At 65.6% G+C, this 14,976-nt stretch carries 14 protein-coding genes; 11 read left to right on the top strand and 3 right to left on the bottom strand.

Translation table 11 applies throughout. From position 1 onward, the window contains the following. Positions 1 to 98: 98 nt before the first annotated feature. Entirely contained in the window at positions 99 to 998 is a 900-nt protein-coding gene (locus tag API01S_RS06405) for a LysR family transcriptional regulator (RefSeq protein WP_050728871.1), read from the bottom strand. A gap of 159 nt (positions 999 to 1,157) precedes the next feature. On the opposite strand from API01S_RS06405, the gene API01S_RS06400 reads away from it, so the two are divergent. The 9 genes from API01S_RS06400 (at position 1,158) to API01S_RS06360 (ending at position 9,224) form a co-directional block, all read left to right on the top strand. After that, positions 1,158 to 2,357 (top strand): alpha-hydroxy acid oxidase, encoded by a 1,200-nt coding sequence (locus API01S_RS06400; RefSeq protein WP_061303714.1) that lies wholly within the window; start codon positions 1,158 to 1,160, stop codon positions 2,355 to 2,357. Positions 2,358 to 2,488: 131 nt separating this feature from the next. Then, positions 2,489 to 3,325, top strand: coding sequence for a transporter substrate-binding domain-containing protein (locus tag API01S_RS06395; RefSeq protein WP_061303711.1), 837 nt, complete (start codon positions 2,489 to 2,491; stop codon positions 3,323 to 3,325). Between the two features lie 77 nt (positions 3,326 to 3,402). Continuing rightward, the gene (locus tag API01S_RS06390) at positions 3,403 to 4,140 is read left to right on the top strand and encodes an amino acid ABC transporter permease (protein WP_006219346.1); all 738 of its coding nucleotides are present in this window, start codon (positions 3,403 to 3,405) and stop codon (positions 4,138 to 4,140) included. Further along, entirely contained in the window at positions 4,130 to 4,972 is an 843-nt protein-coding gene (locus API01S_RS06385) for an amino acid ABC transporter permease (protein WP_061303709.1), read from the top strand. The genes API01S_RS06390 and API01S_RS06385 overlap by 11 nt, the downstream gene beginning before the upstream one ends. After that, the gene (locus API01S_RS06380) at positions 4,959 to 5,789 is read left to right on the top strand and encodes an amino acid ABC transporter ATP-binding protein (RefSeq protein ID WP_061303708.1); all 831 of its coding nucleotides are present in this window, start codon (positions 4,959 to 4,961) and stop codon (positions 5,787 to 5,789) included. Before API01S_RS06385 ends, API01S_RS06380 begins: the two co-directional genes overlap by 14 nt. Before the next feature lie 21 nt (positions 5,790 to 5,810). Next, on the top strand, positions 5,811 to 6,539 hold the full coding sequence (locus API01S_RS06375; protein ID WP_061303705.1) for a cysteine dioxygenase family protein: 729 nt from the start codon (positions 5,811 to 5,813) through the stop codon (positions 6,537 to 6,539). Further along, the gene (gene metC / locus API01S_RS06370; RefSeq protein ID WP_061303703.1) at positions 6,536 to 7,750 is read left to right on the top strand and encodes a cystathionine beta-lyase; all 1,215 of its coding nucleotides are present in this window, start codon (positions 6,536 to 6,538) and stop codon (positions 7,748 to 7,750) included. Before API01S_RS06375 ends, metC begins: the two co-directional genes overlap by 4 nt. Before the next feature lie 181 nt (positions 7,751 to 7,931). Next, the gene (locus API01S_RS06365; RefSeq protein WP_061303701.1) at positions 7,932 to 8,282 is read left to right on the top strand and encodes a VOC family protein; all 351 of its coding nucleotides are present in this window, start codon (positions 7,932 to 7,934) and stop codon (positions 8,280 to 8,282) included. Between the two features lie 9 nt (positions 8,283 to 8,291). Continuing rightward, positions 8,292 to 9,224 carry a CysB family HTH-type transcriptional regulator gene (locus API01S_RS06360; protein WP_006219352.1) on the top strand — a complete coding sequence of 311 codons (933 nt, stop codon included), beginning with the start codon at positions 8,292 to 8,294 and terminating at the stop codon, positions 9,222 to 9,224. A gap of 136 nt (positions 9,225 to 9,360) precedes the next feature. Here the strand turns inward: API01S_RS06360 and API01S_RS06355 are convergent, their stop codons facing one another. Further along, positions 9,361 to 9,981, bottom strand: coding sequence for a LysE family translocator (locus tag API01S_RS06355; RefSeq protein ID WP_061303699.1), 621 nt, complete (start codon positions 9,979 to 9,981; stop codon positions 9,361 to 9,363). Positions 9,982 to 10,553: 572 nt separating this feature from the next. On the opposite strand from API01S_RS06355, the gene API01S_RS06350 reads away from it, so the two are divergent. Then, complete coding sequence (locus API01S_RS06350) at positions 10,554 to 12,767, top strand: rhodanese-like domain-containing protein (RefSeq protein WP_061303697.1); 2,214 nt, start codon at positions 10,554 to 10,556, stop codon at positions 12,765 to 12,767. Between the two features lie 82 nt (positions 12,768 to 12,849). Further along, positions 12,850 to 13,725, top strand: coding sequence for an aldo/keto reductase family oxidoreductase (locus API01S_RS06345; RefSeq protein WP_061303696.1), 876 nt, complete (start codon positions 12,850 to 12,852; stop codon positions 13,723 to 13,725). Between the two features lie 31 nt (positions 13,726 to 13,756). Here API01S_RS06345 and API01S_RS06340 read toward each other — a convergent pair whose 3' ends face one another. Then, positions 13,757 to 14,905 carry a GGDEF domain-containing protein gene (locus API01S_RS06340; RefSeq protein WP_061303694.1) on the bottom strand — a complete coding sequence of 383 codons (1,149 nt, stop codon included), beginning with the start codon at positions 14,903 to 14,905 and terminating at the stop codon, positions 13,757 to 13,759. Positions 14,906 to 14,976 lie beyond the last annotated feature (71 nt).

The raw sequence follows: 14,976 nt of genomic DNA, 5'->3' as shown, positions 1-14,976 counted from the left end.
CGGAGATAAAGCGAATAATTTTCTGATTATTGAGCGACTTTTTCGAAACAGTGCGGCACGCACGTTCAAGCGCCGCGTTCAGGTGCCCGCCCGGGGCGCTACAGCATGCCGGCCGGCACGCCGAAGTCCTGCGCGGACTGAGCCAGCACGCGCAAGTCCGCCAGCATCGGGCGCGTATCGTCGCGCCGCCATTGGAAGGTATAGGGCAGGGGGCGCAGGGGCGGCAGGCCGGGCAGCGCTTGCAGGTCGCCGCGCTGAATCAGCGCGCGCGCCCAGGACGTGGGCAAAAATCCCAGGCCCAGCCCGTGCCGCAGCATGCCCGCGATGGCGCCCCAGCTGTTGCAGCATTGCGTGCGGCCGGGCGAGACGCCTTGTTCGGTCAGCCAGTCGTCCAGCATGCGGATGACGCCGGAACTTGGCGGCTGCGTGATCAGGGTCAGGCCCGGCAGGTCGGCGGGCGTCAGCGCGGCAGGGTCGGGCACGGCGCGCGGGGCCGCCACCCATTCGAAGGCCGCGCTGCCGATCAGGTGCGAGGCGATGGACGCGCGTGAGGACGGCCCCGCGATGACGGCAAAATCCAGCTCTCCTTCCTCGAGTCCGCGCTCGACCAGCTCGCCCACACCCACGAAGGGTTCCACCAGCAGGTTGGGATAGGCGCGCTGGATGTCGTCGATCAATCGGGGCATCCACGTCATCGACGTGAGCTCTCCCGCGCCGAAACGGCAACGGCCGGAATAGGTGAGGTTGTTGCTGGCCTGCTGCATGAATTGATCGGCGTTGCGCAGCAGGTCCTTGGCGTGCGGCACCAGCTGTTCTCCCAGCGCCGTCAGGGTGGCGCTGCGGGCGCTGCGGCTGAACAGGTCGGCGCCGATGGACGCTTCCAATTCTCCGATGCGCTTGGACAAGGACGACACCGAGATATTGAGACGGTTCGCGGCAATGGCGAAATTCTTGCAGGTGGCGGCCCAGTAAAAGGCTTCGAGTTGCTTGAGCGTCATGGCAGGAATGCGGTGGTCAGGGCGAAGAAAAGTGTAATGAACGCTGTCGATAAAGTCACTTTATTCAAACAGGTCTCACGCCTATAGTCGTGCGCCATCGCCTGAATCGACAGCGCGGCGGGTCCGACAGCCGGGCCCCCTGCGCCGCAAGGAGCCTGCATGTCCGACCCGTTGCGCCATCTGCTTGGCCTGCAAGATTTCGAAGCCGCCGCCCGGCGCCGCCTGCCCAAACCCATCTATGCCTATGTGTCGGGCGCGGTCGAGGATGGGCAGTCCGAACGTGGTAACCGGCAGGCATACGCCCAATACGCGTTCCGGCCCCGGGTGTTGGTCGACGTGTCCCAGCGCAGTACGCGCACGACCGTGCTGGGCCGCGACTACGCCGCGCCCGTCGGCGTGGCGCCCATGGGCATTGCGGCGCTGTCCAGTTATCGCGGCGACATCGTGCTGGCGCGCGCGGCGGCCGATGCGGACGTGCCTTGCATCATGAGCGGCTCGTCGCTGATCCGGCTGGAAGAGGTGATGCAGGCCGCGCCGGGCACGTGGTTTCAGGCGTATCTGCCGGGCGACGAGTCGCAGATCGCGGCCTTGATCGATCGCGTGGCGGGCGCCGGCGTGACCACTTTGGTGCTGACCGTGGACACGCCTGTCGCCGCCAACCGCGAGAACAACGTGCGGGCCGGCTTCTCTACGCCGCTGCGGCCCAGCCTTGGGCTGGCATGGCAGGGCCTGACGCATCCGCGCTGGCTGTTCGGTACGTTCCTGCGCACGCTCTGGCGCCACGGCATGCCCCATTTCGAAAACAACTACGCCACGCGCGGCGCGCCGATTCTGTCGGCCAACGTGCTGCGCGACTTCTCGGATCGCGGCCATTTGAACTGGCGTCACGTGGCCGCCATCCGCCGCCGCTGGAAGGGGCAGATGGTCATCAAGGGCATCCTGCATCCCGACGATGCGCGCACGGCGCGCGCGCAGGGCATGGACGGCGTGATCGTGTCGAACCACGGCGGCCGGCAACTGGACGGCAGCGTGTCGCCGCTGCTCGCTCTGCCCGACGTGGTGCAGGCGGCGGGCGGCATGGACGTCATGCTCGACAGCGGCGTGCGACGCGGCTCCGACGTACTGAAGGCGCTGGCGCTGGGCGCGCGCTGCGTGTTCGTGGGGCGGCCCTTCAACTACGCGGCGACGGTGGCCGGACAGCGCGGCGTGGCGCGCGCCCTGAGCCTGATCGTGGAAGAGGTCCGGCGCAACATGGGCATGCTGGGCGTGGTGATGCTGTCGCAGATGACGGAAGACCTGCTCTGGCGGTTGCCGTCGCAGTTGGACGTCGCTGACGGGGCGGACAACGCGGGCGGATAGCCCGGCTTGCCGTCCTGCCGCGCACCTCGCGCGCGGCAGGCGGCGCATATTGATATCTGAAAGTCTTCTTTGTCTTGCCGACCCGGTGCCCGCAGCATGGGCACACGTTCAACTTACGACAAGACATCGACATGGCATTCTTTCAACCCTCGGGCCTGGCCCGTGGCGCAGTCTCTCTGGCCTTGGCGCTGACCGCCAGCGCGGTTCATGCCGACGCCACGCTGGACAAGATCAAGCAGCGCGGCACCGTGACCATCGGCGTGCTGGCCAACGGCGGCGTGTTCGGCTCGCTGGACCCGGCCACGCAACAACTGGTCGGCTGGAATCCCGAACTGGCGCGCGCGCTGGCAGAAGGGCTGGGCGTGAAGGCGGAGCTGGTGCAGGTGCAGACCGCGACGCGCACGCAATTCCTGATTTCCGGCAAGGTCGATCTGCTGATCGCTTCCATGGAATTGAACCCGGAACGCGCCGAGATCCTGGGCTACGCGCCCACGCCGTTCTTTCGCGTGGGCGGCGCGGCCGCGACGTTGAAGACCAGCGGTATCCACACGTGGGAAGACCTGCGCGGCAAGCCCGTGTGCGTGTCGCAGGGCAGCAGCTTCGCCAGGCCGCTGTCCACCGACTACGGCGCGGTGGTCAAGGGCTACAAGGGCGCATCCGATTCGCTGCTGGCGCTGCGCGGCGGCCAGTGCGTGGCCGCCGTGCATGATTCCACGCTGATCCAACCCCTGCTGCGCAACAACCCGGAATGGGCCGGTTATCACGCGCCCATCGGCACCGAGATCCTGCCCGCGAACTCCGTCGTGTGGACGCGCAAAGGCGAAGCCGACACCATCGCCGCCGTCGATAAGGTGGTTCAGGACTGGCACCGCAGCGGTTGGCTGATCGCGACCGAGAAGCGGCTGGGCATCGAGCCCGCCCAACCGCTGTTGCAGGAACTGCACGCCAAAGCCCGGCAGGGCGGCTGAACGCGGCCGATACGGGATCGATGGACGATGACAGATTTCGCTAAGACGTACCCGGGCAGCATGCGGGAGGCCGGCGCATGATCGAGACGGTATTGCATGCCTGGGTCGATGCCTTCAAACCTCTGGGCCTGAACTACAGCTTCGTGCAGGACCCGGGCGAATTGTCCGCGTTTGGGCACGGCATGCTGGTCACCTTGCAGCTGTGCGCGTGGACCATTCCGGTCAGCCTGTTGTTCGGCGTGCTGATCGCGGCGGCGCTGACCAGCGGCCGACCCTGGCTAGCGCGGCCCTTGCAGGCCTTTGTGGAAGTCACGCGCAATACGCCCACGCTGGTGCAGCTGTATTGCGCGTTCCTGGTGCTGAACATGCTTATCACGCAGAAGCTGGGCGGCGGCAATCCCATCACGCCGTTCGCGTGGGTGGTGATCGTAGTGGCGCTGCACAAGGGCGTGTTCCATGCGGAAGCGTTGCGCGCCGGCATCGAGGCCGTGCCGGCCGTCACGCTGGAGGCGGCGCGTTCGCTGGCGTTGTCGCGGCGCCAGACGTTGATGCAGGTGCAGCTGCCGCTGGCCGTGCGCTTTGCCTTGCCCGCGCTGATCAACAACCTGGTGGATCTGGTGAAGATGACCGCCATCGCGTCGGCCATCGCCGTGGGCGACGTGACGTACGAGTCGATCATGATCTGGTCGTATCGGGACAACGTGTTGGAACTGCTGCTGTTGATCCTGCTGTACTTCGGCCTGCTGACCTGGTTGGTCGGCGTGGCGGGTCGCTGGTTGGAAAACCGCTTGAGGATGCCCGGTTATGGCCAATGATCTGGCGTTGAAGGCGGGACGCGCCCGGCGAGTCGCGCACGGTCTGCCTGGCTTGGTTTCGGGCTTTGGTTCTGGCTTGTTGCGCGACCCGTGGGTGCGAGTGTTGCTCGCCTTGGCCACGCTGAACGCGATATGGGCCGTTACCGGCACCACGCCCGCCGCCGTGCAGGCGCTATGGCAGTGGTCGCCCGCCTTGCTGCGCGGGCTGGGCATGAACATCCAGATCAGCGTGCTGGCGATGGCGCTGGGCACGCTCCTGGGTCTGGTGGTGGGGGCGTTGTCGCTGTCGCCATCGCGATTGGTGCGCCGCCTGATGCGCGCCTATGTGCTGCTGTTTCGTAACGCGCCGATCCTGGTGCTGGTGTATTTCACGACCTATGTGTTCCCCTTCGACATCAATCTGGCGGGCTGGCGCCTGCCGTTTCCGGATTGGATCAAGGTGGTGATCGGTCTGGGGCTGCCCGCCAGCGCCAACGTGGCCGAGATCTTCCGTGGCGCGATCCAGTCGATTCCCAGCGCGCAATGGGAAGCGGCGCAATCGCTGGCCTTTCGCCGCACGCAGATATTTCGCATGGTGGTGCTGCCGCAGTGCGTGCGGCGCATGCTGCCGTCGTGGATGAACCTGTTGGCCAGCATCACGATGAGCACGTCGCTGGCGTCCTTGGTGGGCGTGCACGACCTGGTCGATACCGCCACGGTTGCCAGCAACACCGTCGCCCGCAGCGACTTCACCATCCTGGTTTATTTCACGCTATTGGCGCTGTTCTTCGCCTATTGCTATCCCATCGCGCGTTGGACGCGGTATCTGGAACGACGCCATGCACATCATTGAACCGAATCCGCTGGTCAGTCTGCACGACGTGCATCTTGCGTTTGGCGACACCGAGGTGCTGCGCGGCATCGACGTCCAGGTCAAGCAGGGACAGGCGGTGTCGATCATCGGCCCGTCGGGGTCCGGCAAGTCGACCATCCTGCGCTGCATCACCGGCCTGCTGCGCCCGCAGCGCGGCGCCATCACGGTCGGCGGCGTAGCCGTGGACCGCCTCAAGACCGAAACCGACTTCATCGCGCTGCGCAAGCGCGTGGGCTTCGTGTTCCAGCAGTACAACCTGTTCCCGCACCTGAGCGTGCTGGAAAACCTGGTGCTCTCGCCGGTCAAGGTGGGCAGGCTGCCGCGTGCGCAGGCCGAAGCCCAGGCCCTGGAATTGCTGGCCAAGGTGCGCATGGACCACAAGGCGCGCGCCTATCCCGGCGAGCTGTCGGGCGGTCAGCAGCAGCGGGTGGCGATCGCCCGCGCGCTGGCCATGCAACCCGAATTGATCCTGTTCGACGAGGTGACCTCGGCGCTGGACCCCGAGATGGTCGGCGAGGTGCTGACCGTGATCCGCGACCTGGTGCACGACGGCCTGACCTGCGTGCTGGTCACGCACGAGATGCGCTTTGCCGAGGAAGTGAGCGACACCGTGTATTTCACCGAGGCTGGCCGCATTGTCGAGTCCGGCCCGCCATCGCGCATCTTCGGATCGCCCGGCAGCGAGCGCACCCGCGCGTTCTTGCAGCGGTCGCAGGGGGAGGGAGCCCGGCGTATCTCCACCCGCGATCCCATCACACACGCTTTGTCATTCGACCCGCTGCGCCTGGCGGTGTAGTGCAACTGGAGAACCCACATCATGACGATTGAATCTGCAAGTTCCGCCGACCGGCGCCACCACGTAGAAGCCGCGTTGGCGGATATTGTTGAGTTGTTGAAAGCCGGGCAGACCTTGAGCGCCGCGGCGAGCCCGGCAACGGTCCCGTCGTTGAGTACGAACGCAGCGGCAGCGGCAGCGGCAACGGCGTCAACTTCCAACGCGGCCGCCGCCATCACCCGCGAGCAGCTTGCCGCCATCACGGCGCGGCTGGAACAACTGGCAGAGCGGCCCGATCTTTTTCCGGCGGCGGACTTTCCCGCGCCGCCCGCCGACCAAGGCACGGGCGCTTCCACCCGCTACCGGCTCAATCCTGACGCACCGGCCGGAACCCCCGCGCTCTACCTGAATTCGATCAACCCCGGCAAGACCACCTTGCCGCACAACCACACGACCTGGGCGGCGATCGTAGCGCTGTCGGGACAGGAGCTGAACCGCGTCTATCGTCGTAGCGACGACGGCTCGCAGCCGGGCCGCGCCACGCTGGAGCTGGTGCGCGAAGTGGTGGTGCAGCCCGGGCAATCCGTCTCGTTCCTGCCCGACGACATCCACAGCATCCATGTCACGGGCGATACGCCGACGTTGCACTTTCATCTTTATGGACAGCCGCTGGAAACGCTGTCGGGCCGTATCGGCATCGACCTGGCCAGCGGCCAGATCCTGAACTACAACGCGACGCAGATGAAGCCGGGCCAAGAGGTGCGCGCATGAGCCTGGATCACGCCCACGTGCAGACCCGGCTGGTGCACGCCGGTACGCCGGAATTGAAGCAGGGCGCCGGGCCCGTCAATGTGCCCGTCGTGCGCACCAGCACCGTGCGCTTTGCCGACACGGCTGCGCAAGCCCGCATGAACGCCCAGCGCGCGGCGGGCGAGCGCGTTGCCACTTATGGCCGCCATGGCCTGGATACGCATCAGGCGCTGGAGCAGGCCGTCGCGTCGCTGGAAGGGGCGTATCGGACCTTGCTCGCGCCGTCGGGCCTCGCGGCGATCACGATGGTGTTGCTGGCCACGCTTGCGCCGGGCGATCACGCGCTGGTCGCCGACAGCGTGTATTCGCCGGTGCGCAAGGTCGATAAGTCCTTGCTGCGGCGCTACGGCATCGAGCTGGAATATTTTTCGCCGGGCCAGGATGCGCTTGAACCCTTGATCCGGCCGAACACGCGTCTGTTGTATGTGGAGTCGCCCAGCTCATTGCTGTTTGAAGTGCTGGACTTGCCGGCGTTGGCGGCAACCGCGCGGCGGCACGGCCTGCTGGTCGCTACCGACAACACTTGGAGCGGGGGCCTGTACTACCAGCCGCTTGCGTTGGGCGCGCACATTTCGATCCAGGCCGCCACCAAATACCTGGCGGGCCATTCGGACGTGATGATGGGCGTGGTCAGCGTCGACAGCGCGGAGCTGGCGCGGCGGATCGGCGCAACGCACGACGCATTGGGCCTGTCGGTCGGCGCCGACGACGCCTACCTGACGCTGCGCGGCCTGCGCACGCTGGACGTGCGTCTGGCGCGCCACCAGGCCAACGCACTGACCGTGGCGCAGTATCTGGCGTCGCACGAAGACGTGGCGCGCGTCTTTCATCCCGCCTTGCCGCAAGACCCGGGCCATGCGCTCTGGCGCCGCGATTTCAGCGGCGCGAGCGGGCTGGTGTCCTTTGCCTTCGACAACCCGGATCCGACGGCCGCCGCGCGCTTCATCGACAGTTTGAGGTACTTCTCCATCGGGGCCTCGTGGGGCGGATACGAAAGCCTGGCGCTGGAGGCGGCGCCGGAACGTTTGTCGGAACATAGCTTGTGGAAGCAGCTCCCTGACAAGCAATCGGTGGTGCGTCTGCATATCGGCCTGGAGCACACGCAGGATCTGATCGGCGATCTGGATCGTGCGTTCGCGACGACGCGCGGGGCGCTGCGCCGCAGCGCGTGATGAGGACGGCGCGGAGGCGTTAACCGACGCGCCAACTGCCTCACCGAACCACCGCCCCGCGCATTTGCTAATAAGGCTCGCGCTTTAGGGTTTCTGGCTATGTAGAAGCAATTACAACCTCTTTGTCTGGTGATACTCCCGCGCAATAGAATTTGCCCTGTTCCACGGAAGGCGGCAGGGCATGACTTCTATACTTTCGATCGATTCGATACAGCTTCCGTTTCTGGCGCGCCGGCTGCACGCCATGCGCGACTTCTACCACCGCGTGATCGGCCTGGACGAAGTGGCCGCCGGCGATGACCAGCGCCTGTTCTTCGCATTAGGCGCGGCGACCTTGTCGCTGTCCCCGGTGGACGAGGTCAGCCAGGGCGTAAAACCGGACTACCTGGCCATCCGGACTCGCGCGTATGACGAGATCCTGGCGCGTCTGCGCCAGGCAGGCCATTTTCCGGTGTGTTCGTTGCCGGACGCGTCCCCGCGCGTGATGTACGTCAAGGATCCCTCGGGCAATCAACTGGCTTTCCTGGGCTGAGGGCGCGCGATGAATTTTCAGCAACTGCGCTCCGTGCGCGAGGCCGTGCGGCAGGACTTCAACCTGACCGACGTATCGGAAAGCCTGCATACATCGCAACCCGGCGTCAGCCGGCAGATCCGCGAGCTGGAAGAGGAGGTCGGCGTCGACATCTTCGTGCGTTCGGGTAAAAGACTGATCGGCCTGACCCCACCCGGTAAGCTGATCCTGCCGCTGGTCGAGCAGATCCTGCAATGCGCCGACAACATCCGGCACGCGGGCGCGGAGTACGCCGACAGCCGCCAGGGCGTGCTGTCGATCGCGGCCACGCATTCCCAGGCGCGATACGCGTTGCCGCCCGTCATCAAGGAGTTTCGTCAGCGCTACCCCGACGTGGTCCTGCACATGCACCAGGGTTCGCCCAGGCAGGTGTCGGAAATGCTGCTGGAAGGCGAGGCCGATATCGGCGTGGCGACCGAGGCCGTCGCCGACTACCCGGGCTTGTTGAATCTGCCGTGCTATCGCTGGAGCCACAGCATCATCGTGCCGCGCGGCCACCCCCTGCAAAGCCAGCATGACGGCATCAGCCTGTCGCAATTGTCGCGGTATCCGATCATCACCTATGGCCAGGGCTACACCGGCCGCGCGCACATCGATGAGGCCTTCGCGCGCGCCGGCATCACTCCCAACATCGTCATGACCGCAATGGACGCCGATGTCATCAAGACCTATGTGGAGTTGGAGCTCGGCGTGGGCATCGTCGCCGCCGTCGCGTGGGATGCCGAGCGCGATACACGGCTAGGCGCCATCGACGCGCGCCATCTTTTCGAGATCAACCTGACCCGGCTGGCAATACGCCGTGGCGCGTGGTTGCGCGGGTACGCTTATGACTTCATCGAAATGTTCGTACCCACGTTGACCCGCGCGGTGGTCGAGCGGGAGTTGAAGGGGGAGGGAGTGTAGTGCGGGCTTTGGTTTTTCATGGGGGGAGTCGCGGCTTCAGTGTGTATTGGGGAATCATTTTCTACGGGCTGAGTTCGACGACCAGGGACAAGTGGGCAAGGTCGATCACCGCTGCCCGCATGTTGATGGCAACCAATCAACGCACCAGCATTGACGCCGCTGCCGCCACCATGATTGTCGCGGCTCCCCGGAACAACTTCTTCTGAGCGCGTTGACCCGAGAGCAGGTGCCGGATACGCACGGCGGCGAAGATAAACAACGCGCCGACGGCGAGCAGCACCAGAATGGCCACGGGTACCAGCACCACTGCCCAGGTCTGGAGCGAGATCGCGTCCAGATTTATCGCCAGCGGTAGGAGCGCCAGATAAAACGCGATGGTCTTTGGATTGCCCAGGGTGATAGTCAGCCCGGATATCGCCGCTGACACTAGTTCCTTCCTTTTTGCGGGCTTGCCAACTTCTATCGCCTGGTGGTCAGCGAACCAGAACTGCCAAGCCAGATAGCAGAGATACAGCGCTGCCCCCCAACGCACCAGTTGAAACAGCGCGTTGAAATGCTCGGCAATCATTGCCAGACCAAAGACAGCAAATGACAGATAGGTCAAGTCTCCAAGGATCAATCCAAACAGCAGGAAAAAACCCGATAACGTGCCGCCGCTTACGCTGCGCGCGACCAGGGCCGCCATACCGGGGCCGGGAATTATTGCGGCAATAGCTAGCGCCACTGAATAGGTCAGAATTTGTGTTGGGTCGAGCATGTCAAGCCTTGAAGATATTGATTGGTGTTATGAGGCAAGGTATCCAACAGAGCCGCCGGCAACGTCCGCGCGGTTCAGTTGCCGGCGCTAACGCGCGCCAACGCCTGGACGCGAAAATAGACCAGAGCATTCGGATAGGCCGGGGGTTCGAGATGAAATGTAATCCATGAACATGGGCCACTTCGGTAGTCAACGCTACATCAACTTCGCCCCGGGCGGCTACCGCTGCGCTGGCAGAGCCGATAAATCTCGGAAAGCGCCTTGTCCAGTGTGAAATCAATAATGTCGAACGCCGCGCCGCTGGCGGGCGTGAAAGTGAACCGATGGATATTCGTGTGCGATGGCGCTGGCCCCTCCCGAAGATCGGATCGGATCAACCGGCCATAGTGCGCAAGGAACGTAGTGCGCGTCTATAGAACTTCTCTGATATTTCCTTTCAGGGCACGCCGAAAGCGCTGCGCATGCCCGCTTGCGACGCGGCCCGCATATCGATAGACGCATTTGTACGTTGCCGGGTAAACACCGTGCCCGTAGCCTGATCCGTCCTTTCATCCGATAGCGCAGGTCATTCCATGAGCACGTCCAAACTCTCCCATCACACCGAGCGAGCCCAGGCGGTCCGTGAATTCATCGCCGCCGCGCGCAAGCACATCCCCGACGCCGCGAGCGCCACGCCTGCGCAGTTGGCCTTTGTTGCGGCGTTGCTCGAAGCACTGGGCCGTCGGCGCGACCTGTTCCCCGCCGACGCGTTCACGCTATTGCCGGACCGGCCGGCCTCGATCTACCGCTTGTCGGAAGACGTGGATGGCGGCTACGCGCTGTACCTGTCGTTGGGCGAGCCGGGCAAGGCCCAGCCGCCGCACGATCACACGACGTGGGCCATCATCGCGGGCGTGCAGGGCAATGAGCGCAACGAAGTCTATGCGCGCGCCCAGACGACAGACCCTGCACGTGACGCGCTGACGCCCGTGCGCCGCGTGGATGTCGGGCCGGGCGCATCCATCGTGCTGGAGCCGCACGAGGTGCATACCATCGAACTGGTGGGCGATGAGGCGGGCGCGCATCTGCATTTCTATGGGCTGGCGCTGGACCGGTTGCATGCGCGCGTGGTGTTTGAGAGCACGGCGGGCGGCACGTACCGCACGTTCTCGCCGCCTGCCGCGATCTATCATGCGCGCCTGTCGCCCCAAGCGTTGCAAGAGGCGTTGCAAAGCGACGCTGAAATCGCCGTGCTGGACGTGCGCGAGGCGGGCCGGTATGCGCGGCGCCATCTGCTGCACGCGGTGCCCGCGCCGTTGTGGCGGCTTGAATTACTGGCCGACCGCCTCGTGCCGCGCCGCGATACGCCGGTGGTGCTGGTGGACGACGACGAATCGCTGGCCCATCAGGCCGCCGCCAAGCTGACGCGGCTGGGTTGGACGAACGTGTCCGTGCTGGCGGGTGGTACGTCAGGTTGGGCGGACGCCGGGTATGAGCTGTTCTCAGGCACCAACGTGCCCAGCAAGGCCTTTGGCGAAGTCATCGAGCACGAAAAACATACGCCGTGGATCGACGTGGACGAGCTGCACGAACGTGTCGCGCGCGGTGACGACATCGTGGTGGTGGACAGCCGCACGCCGGAAGAATTCCATCACTTCACGTTGCCGTTCTCGCATAGCCTGCCGGGCGCTGAACTCGTTTATCGCATTCGCGAACTGGCGCCGGATCCGAACACCTTCGTGGTGGTCAATTGCGCCGGTCGTACGCGTAGCATCGTGGGCGCGCAGACATTGATCGACGCGGGCATTCCGAATCGCGTCGCGTCGTTGCGCAATGGCACGATGCAATGGCTGCTGTCGGGTCGGGAACTTGCCTATGGGCGTCAGGCCGATCTGCCCGAGCCCGGCCAGGCGTCGCGGGATGCGGCGCGGCAGCAAGCCAGCGAGGTCGCCCGGCTTGCTGGCATCAGCTATGTCGATACGGCAGGCTTGCAGGCATTCGAGTCGGAGCAGGGCGCGCGCACGCTGTACAAGTTCGACGTGCGCACGCGTGAGGAATATGAAGCCGGCCATCTGGAAGGTTGGCGTTGGGCGCCGGGCGGCCAGCTGGTGCAGGCCACCGACGAGTACTTGGCCACGCGCCGTGCGCGCGTGGTGCTGGTCGACTGGGACGGCGTGCGTGCGCTGACCACGGGTGCGTGGCTCGCGCAGCTGGGGGCTGTCGAGGTGTACCTGTATCGGCCGCCCGAGCTGGCTGCGTTGCAAACGGGTCCCGAGCCGCGCCGCGTGCTGCGTCACCGGCCCGAGGCGGTCAGCGTGCGGCCGCAGGCGCTGCGCGCCGCGCTGGATGCGGATGCGGCGATCGTCTTCGACGTGGAATCGCGGGTGGCGTACGAGCGCGGCCACGTGCCCGGCTCACGGTTTGCCGCGCCGGACGGGCTGGCGCGATTCCTGTCTCCGGACGAACGCCGCACAGTGGTGCTGACCTCGTCGGACGGCGTGCTGGCTAGCGTGGTGGCGGCCGAGCTGGCGTGGCAGGGCAAGCACACGGTGCAGGCGCTGCTGGGCGGAACGCGGGCGTGGAAGGCGCAGGGGCTGGCGCTGGCGACGGGCGCCGAGGGCGTGCTGACGGGCGACGACGATCAGGCCATCAGCCCGTATCTCTTCGATGATCTGACGGCGCGCGACGCAGGGTTTCGGGACTATCTGGACTGGGAACTGGGGTTGGTGGCGCAGCTTGAACGCGATGGCAGCGACGATATCCAGCTGATTCCTGCGAGCGAACAAGCGCTGGCGGACGGCCGATAAGGCGCAGCATGGCGCATCGGCTTGCCTGATTATCCAGGGCGGCGGAAAGGTATAAGCTTTTCGTTTCGACAGGAGATCCGGCATGCCGACCATTCAGCACGAAGACACCTACGCACTCGGTTCACGCCGGGTCAAGCGCCTGGGCTATGGCGCGATGCAACTGGCGGGGCCGGGCGTGTTCGGCCCGCCTCGTGACCACGACGCTGCGTTGGCCGTGCTGCGCGCGGCGGTGGCCAGCGGCGTGAACCATATCGACACCAGCGACTTCTACGGCCCCCACGTCACCAACCGGATCATCCGCGAAGCCTTGTCGCCGTATCCCGACGATCTGGTGCTGGTCACCAAAATCGGCGCCCGGCGCGGCGAGGACGCCTCGTGGATACGCGCGGACAGCGACGCCGAGTTGGAGCAGGCGGTGCAAGACAACCTGCGCAATCTGGGGCTGGACGCGCTGGAGGTCGTCAACCTGCGCATCATGTTCGGCGTGCACGGCCCGGAAGAGGGCTCGATTGCGCAGCCGCTGGCGGCGTTGGCGCGGATGCAGCAGCGCGGGCTGGTGCGGCACATCGGCCTGAGCAATGTCACGGCCGCGCAGGTGCGGGAAGGGCGTGGCTTGTGCGACATCGTGTGCGTGCAGAACCAATACAACCTGGCGCATCGGCATGACGACGAACTGATCGACACGCTGGCCGCCGATGGCATCGCCTACGTGCCGTATTTTCCGCTGGGCGGGTTCAGCCCCTTGCAGTCGGCGACATTGACGGACGTGGCCCAGCGCCTGGGTGCGACGCCGATGCAGGTGGCGATCGCGTGGTTGTTGCAACGCTCGCCCAATATCCTCGTCATACCGGGCACGTCGTCGGTTGCGCATCTGCGCGAAAACCTGGCGGCGGCCGCGCTGCAATTGCCGCCCGACGCGGTGCGCGCGCTGGACGGTATCGCCGGCAAGGCGGCGTAGGCGCCCGAGCCAAGCGGGCGGTGTCGGGCGGCTAGGCCACTTCCAACCGGTTGCCGCCCAGCGATTTGGCGCGATACAGCGCGCGGTCCGCTGCCGCCAGGCTGTCAGCCAGCGGCGGCGCGTTGTCATCGAAACGCGCGAGGCCGATGCTGACCGTGGCGCGAATCTCGCTGCGATCGGCGCGCTCGGAGGCGGTGCCGGCAAATCGCCGCGCCACCGACTCGCCCAGCGATTGCGCCTGGCGCGCGGCGTCGCCCATCAGCAGCGCGGCGAATTCTTCGCCACCGATGCGCGCCAGCAGCACGTTCGGCCCGGCCACTTCCTGCGCGATGTCGGCAAACACCTTCAGCACTTGGTCGCCGGCCTGATGCCCATGCCGGTCGTTGATGGATTTGAAGTGATCCAGGTCGAAGGCCAGCACGGCCACCGGGCCTTGCGCGCCATGAGCCCGCAACAGCCGGGCTCCCTCTTCGAAGAACCAGCGGCGGTTGCCCAGCCGGGTCAGGTAGTCGGTTTGCGATTCGCGCACCAGTTGGCCGTGCGCTTCTTCACGCACCAGCTTGAGCAGCGCCATGGGCAGCAGGACGGAATACAGCACGCCTTCGTACATGGTGATGTTGCTTGCCGCCAGTTGCGCGGACGCACCATACAGGCTGACCAGCCCCGGCAGCAGCAGCGCCCTGAACGCGTAGAACAGCGCATGAATGCCGGTGATGGCGACGACGAAGCGGCGCGGGGCCAGCGCTTTCAGCGGCGCGCAGCGCCACATTTCCCAAGCGGTCAGCGCGGCCACGGCGGCGATGGGCGCCGCGCTGACGTAGCTCCAGACCACGCCTTGCCAGCGCGTGCCGGCGACGATCCAGATCAGGGCCATGACGATCAGCAGCGCGATTGGCCCGGCGCGGTAGCGGCGGTCGTTGAAGGCCGCGACGCCTTGCAGCACAAGCAGGTAACCGCCAAGGATGAGCAGATTGCTTAAGCCGGGGCCCACCGCGGCCGGCAGGTAGCCGCGCAGCAGCGTCACGGTACAGCCGGCGGCGATGGTGGCGAAGCCCGCTGCCAGCAGGCCCAAAGACCGGCCGCGTTTGGCGTTGGTCCGGTATTCCCAATAGGTCATGCCGGCGCTGGCGAGCAGCGTCCCGATGACTAGGAGATATAGGGTGTAGAGATCGACGTGCATCCCAAGGTATCAGCATGATGCCGACACGGCGCTGCCGACTGCGGGATTTTACGTGGAAAAAAACGCGCGTT

Origin of the sequence: Achromobacter piechaudii NBRC 102461 (assembly GCF_001571245.1) — a bacterium.
Lineage (GTDB): Bacteria > Pseudomonadota > Gammaproteobacteria > Burkholderiales > Burkholderiaceae_B > Achromobacter > Achromobacter piechaudii.
The sequence above is the reverse complement of the archived record's forward strand: the minus strand, read 5'-3'. Positions and strand labels throughout refer to the sequence as shown.

What these genes read in the sequence shown, in the direction of transcription:
- API01S_RS06405 (WP_050728871.1), bottom strand. Translation starts at nt 998, where the DNA reads ATGACGCTCAAGCAACTCGAAGCCTTTTACTGGGCCGCCACCTGCAAG.
- API01S_RS06400 (WP_061303714.1), top strand. Translation starts at nt 1,158, where the DNA reads ATGTCCGACCCGTTGCGCCATCTGCTTGGCCTGCAAGATTTCGAAGCC.
- API01S_RS06395 (WP_061303711.1), top strand. Translation starts at nt 2,489, where the DNA reads ATGGCATTCTTTCAACCCTCGGGCCTGGCCCGTGGCGCAGTCTCTCTG.
- API01S_RS06390 (WP_006219346.1), top strand. Translation starts at nt 3,403, where the DNA reads ATGATCGAGACGGTATTGCATGCCTGGGTCGATGCCTTCAAACCTCTG.
- API01S_RS06385 (WP_061303709.1), top strand. Translation starts at nt 4,130, where the DNA reads ATGGCCAATGATCTGGCGTTGAAGGCGGGACGCGCCCGGCGAGTCGCG.
- API01S_RS06380 (WP_061303708.1), top strand. Translation starts at nt 4,959, where the DNA reads ATGCACATCATTGAACCGAATCCGCTGGTCAGTCTGCACGACGTGCAT.
- API01S_RS06375 (WP_061303705.1), top strand. Translation starts at nt 5,811, where the DNA reads ATGACGATTGAATCTGCAAGTTCCGCCGACCGGCGCCACCACGTAGAA.
- metC (WP_061303703.1), top strand. Translation starts at nt 6,536, where the DNA reads ATGAGCCTGGATCACGCCCACGTGCAGACCCGGCTGGTGCACGCCGGT.
- API01S_RS06365 (WP_061303701.1), top strand. Translation starts at nt 7,932, where the DNA reads ATGACTTCTATACTTTCGATCGATTCGATACAGCTTCCGTTTCTGGCG.
- API01S_RS06360 (WP_006219352.1), top strand. Translation starts at nt 8,292, where the DNA reads ATGAATTTTCAGCAACTGCGCTCCGTGCGCGAGGCCGTGCGGCAGGAC.
- API01S_RS06355 (WP_061303699.1), bottom strand. Translation starts at nt 9,981, where the DNA reads ATGCTCGACCCAACACAAATTCTGACCTATTCAGTGGCGCTAGCTATT.
- API01S_RS06350 (WP_061303697.1), top strand. Translation starts at nt 10,554, where the DNA reads ATGAGCACGTCCAAACTCTCCCATCACACCGAGCGAGCCCAGGCGGTC.
- API01S_RS06345 (WP_061303696.1), top strand. Translation starts at nt 12,850, where the DNA reads ATGCCGACCATTCAGCACGAAGACACCTACGCACTCGGTTCACGCCGG.
- API01S_RS06340 (WP_061303694.1), bottom strand. Translation starts at nt 14,905, where the DNA reads ATGCACGTCGATCTCTACACCCTATATCTCCTAGTCATCGGGACGCTG.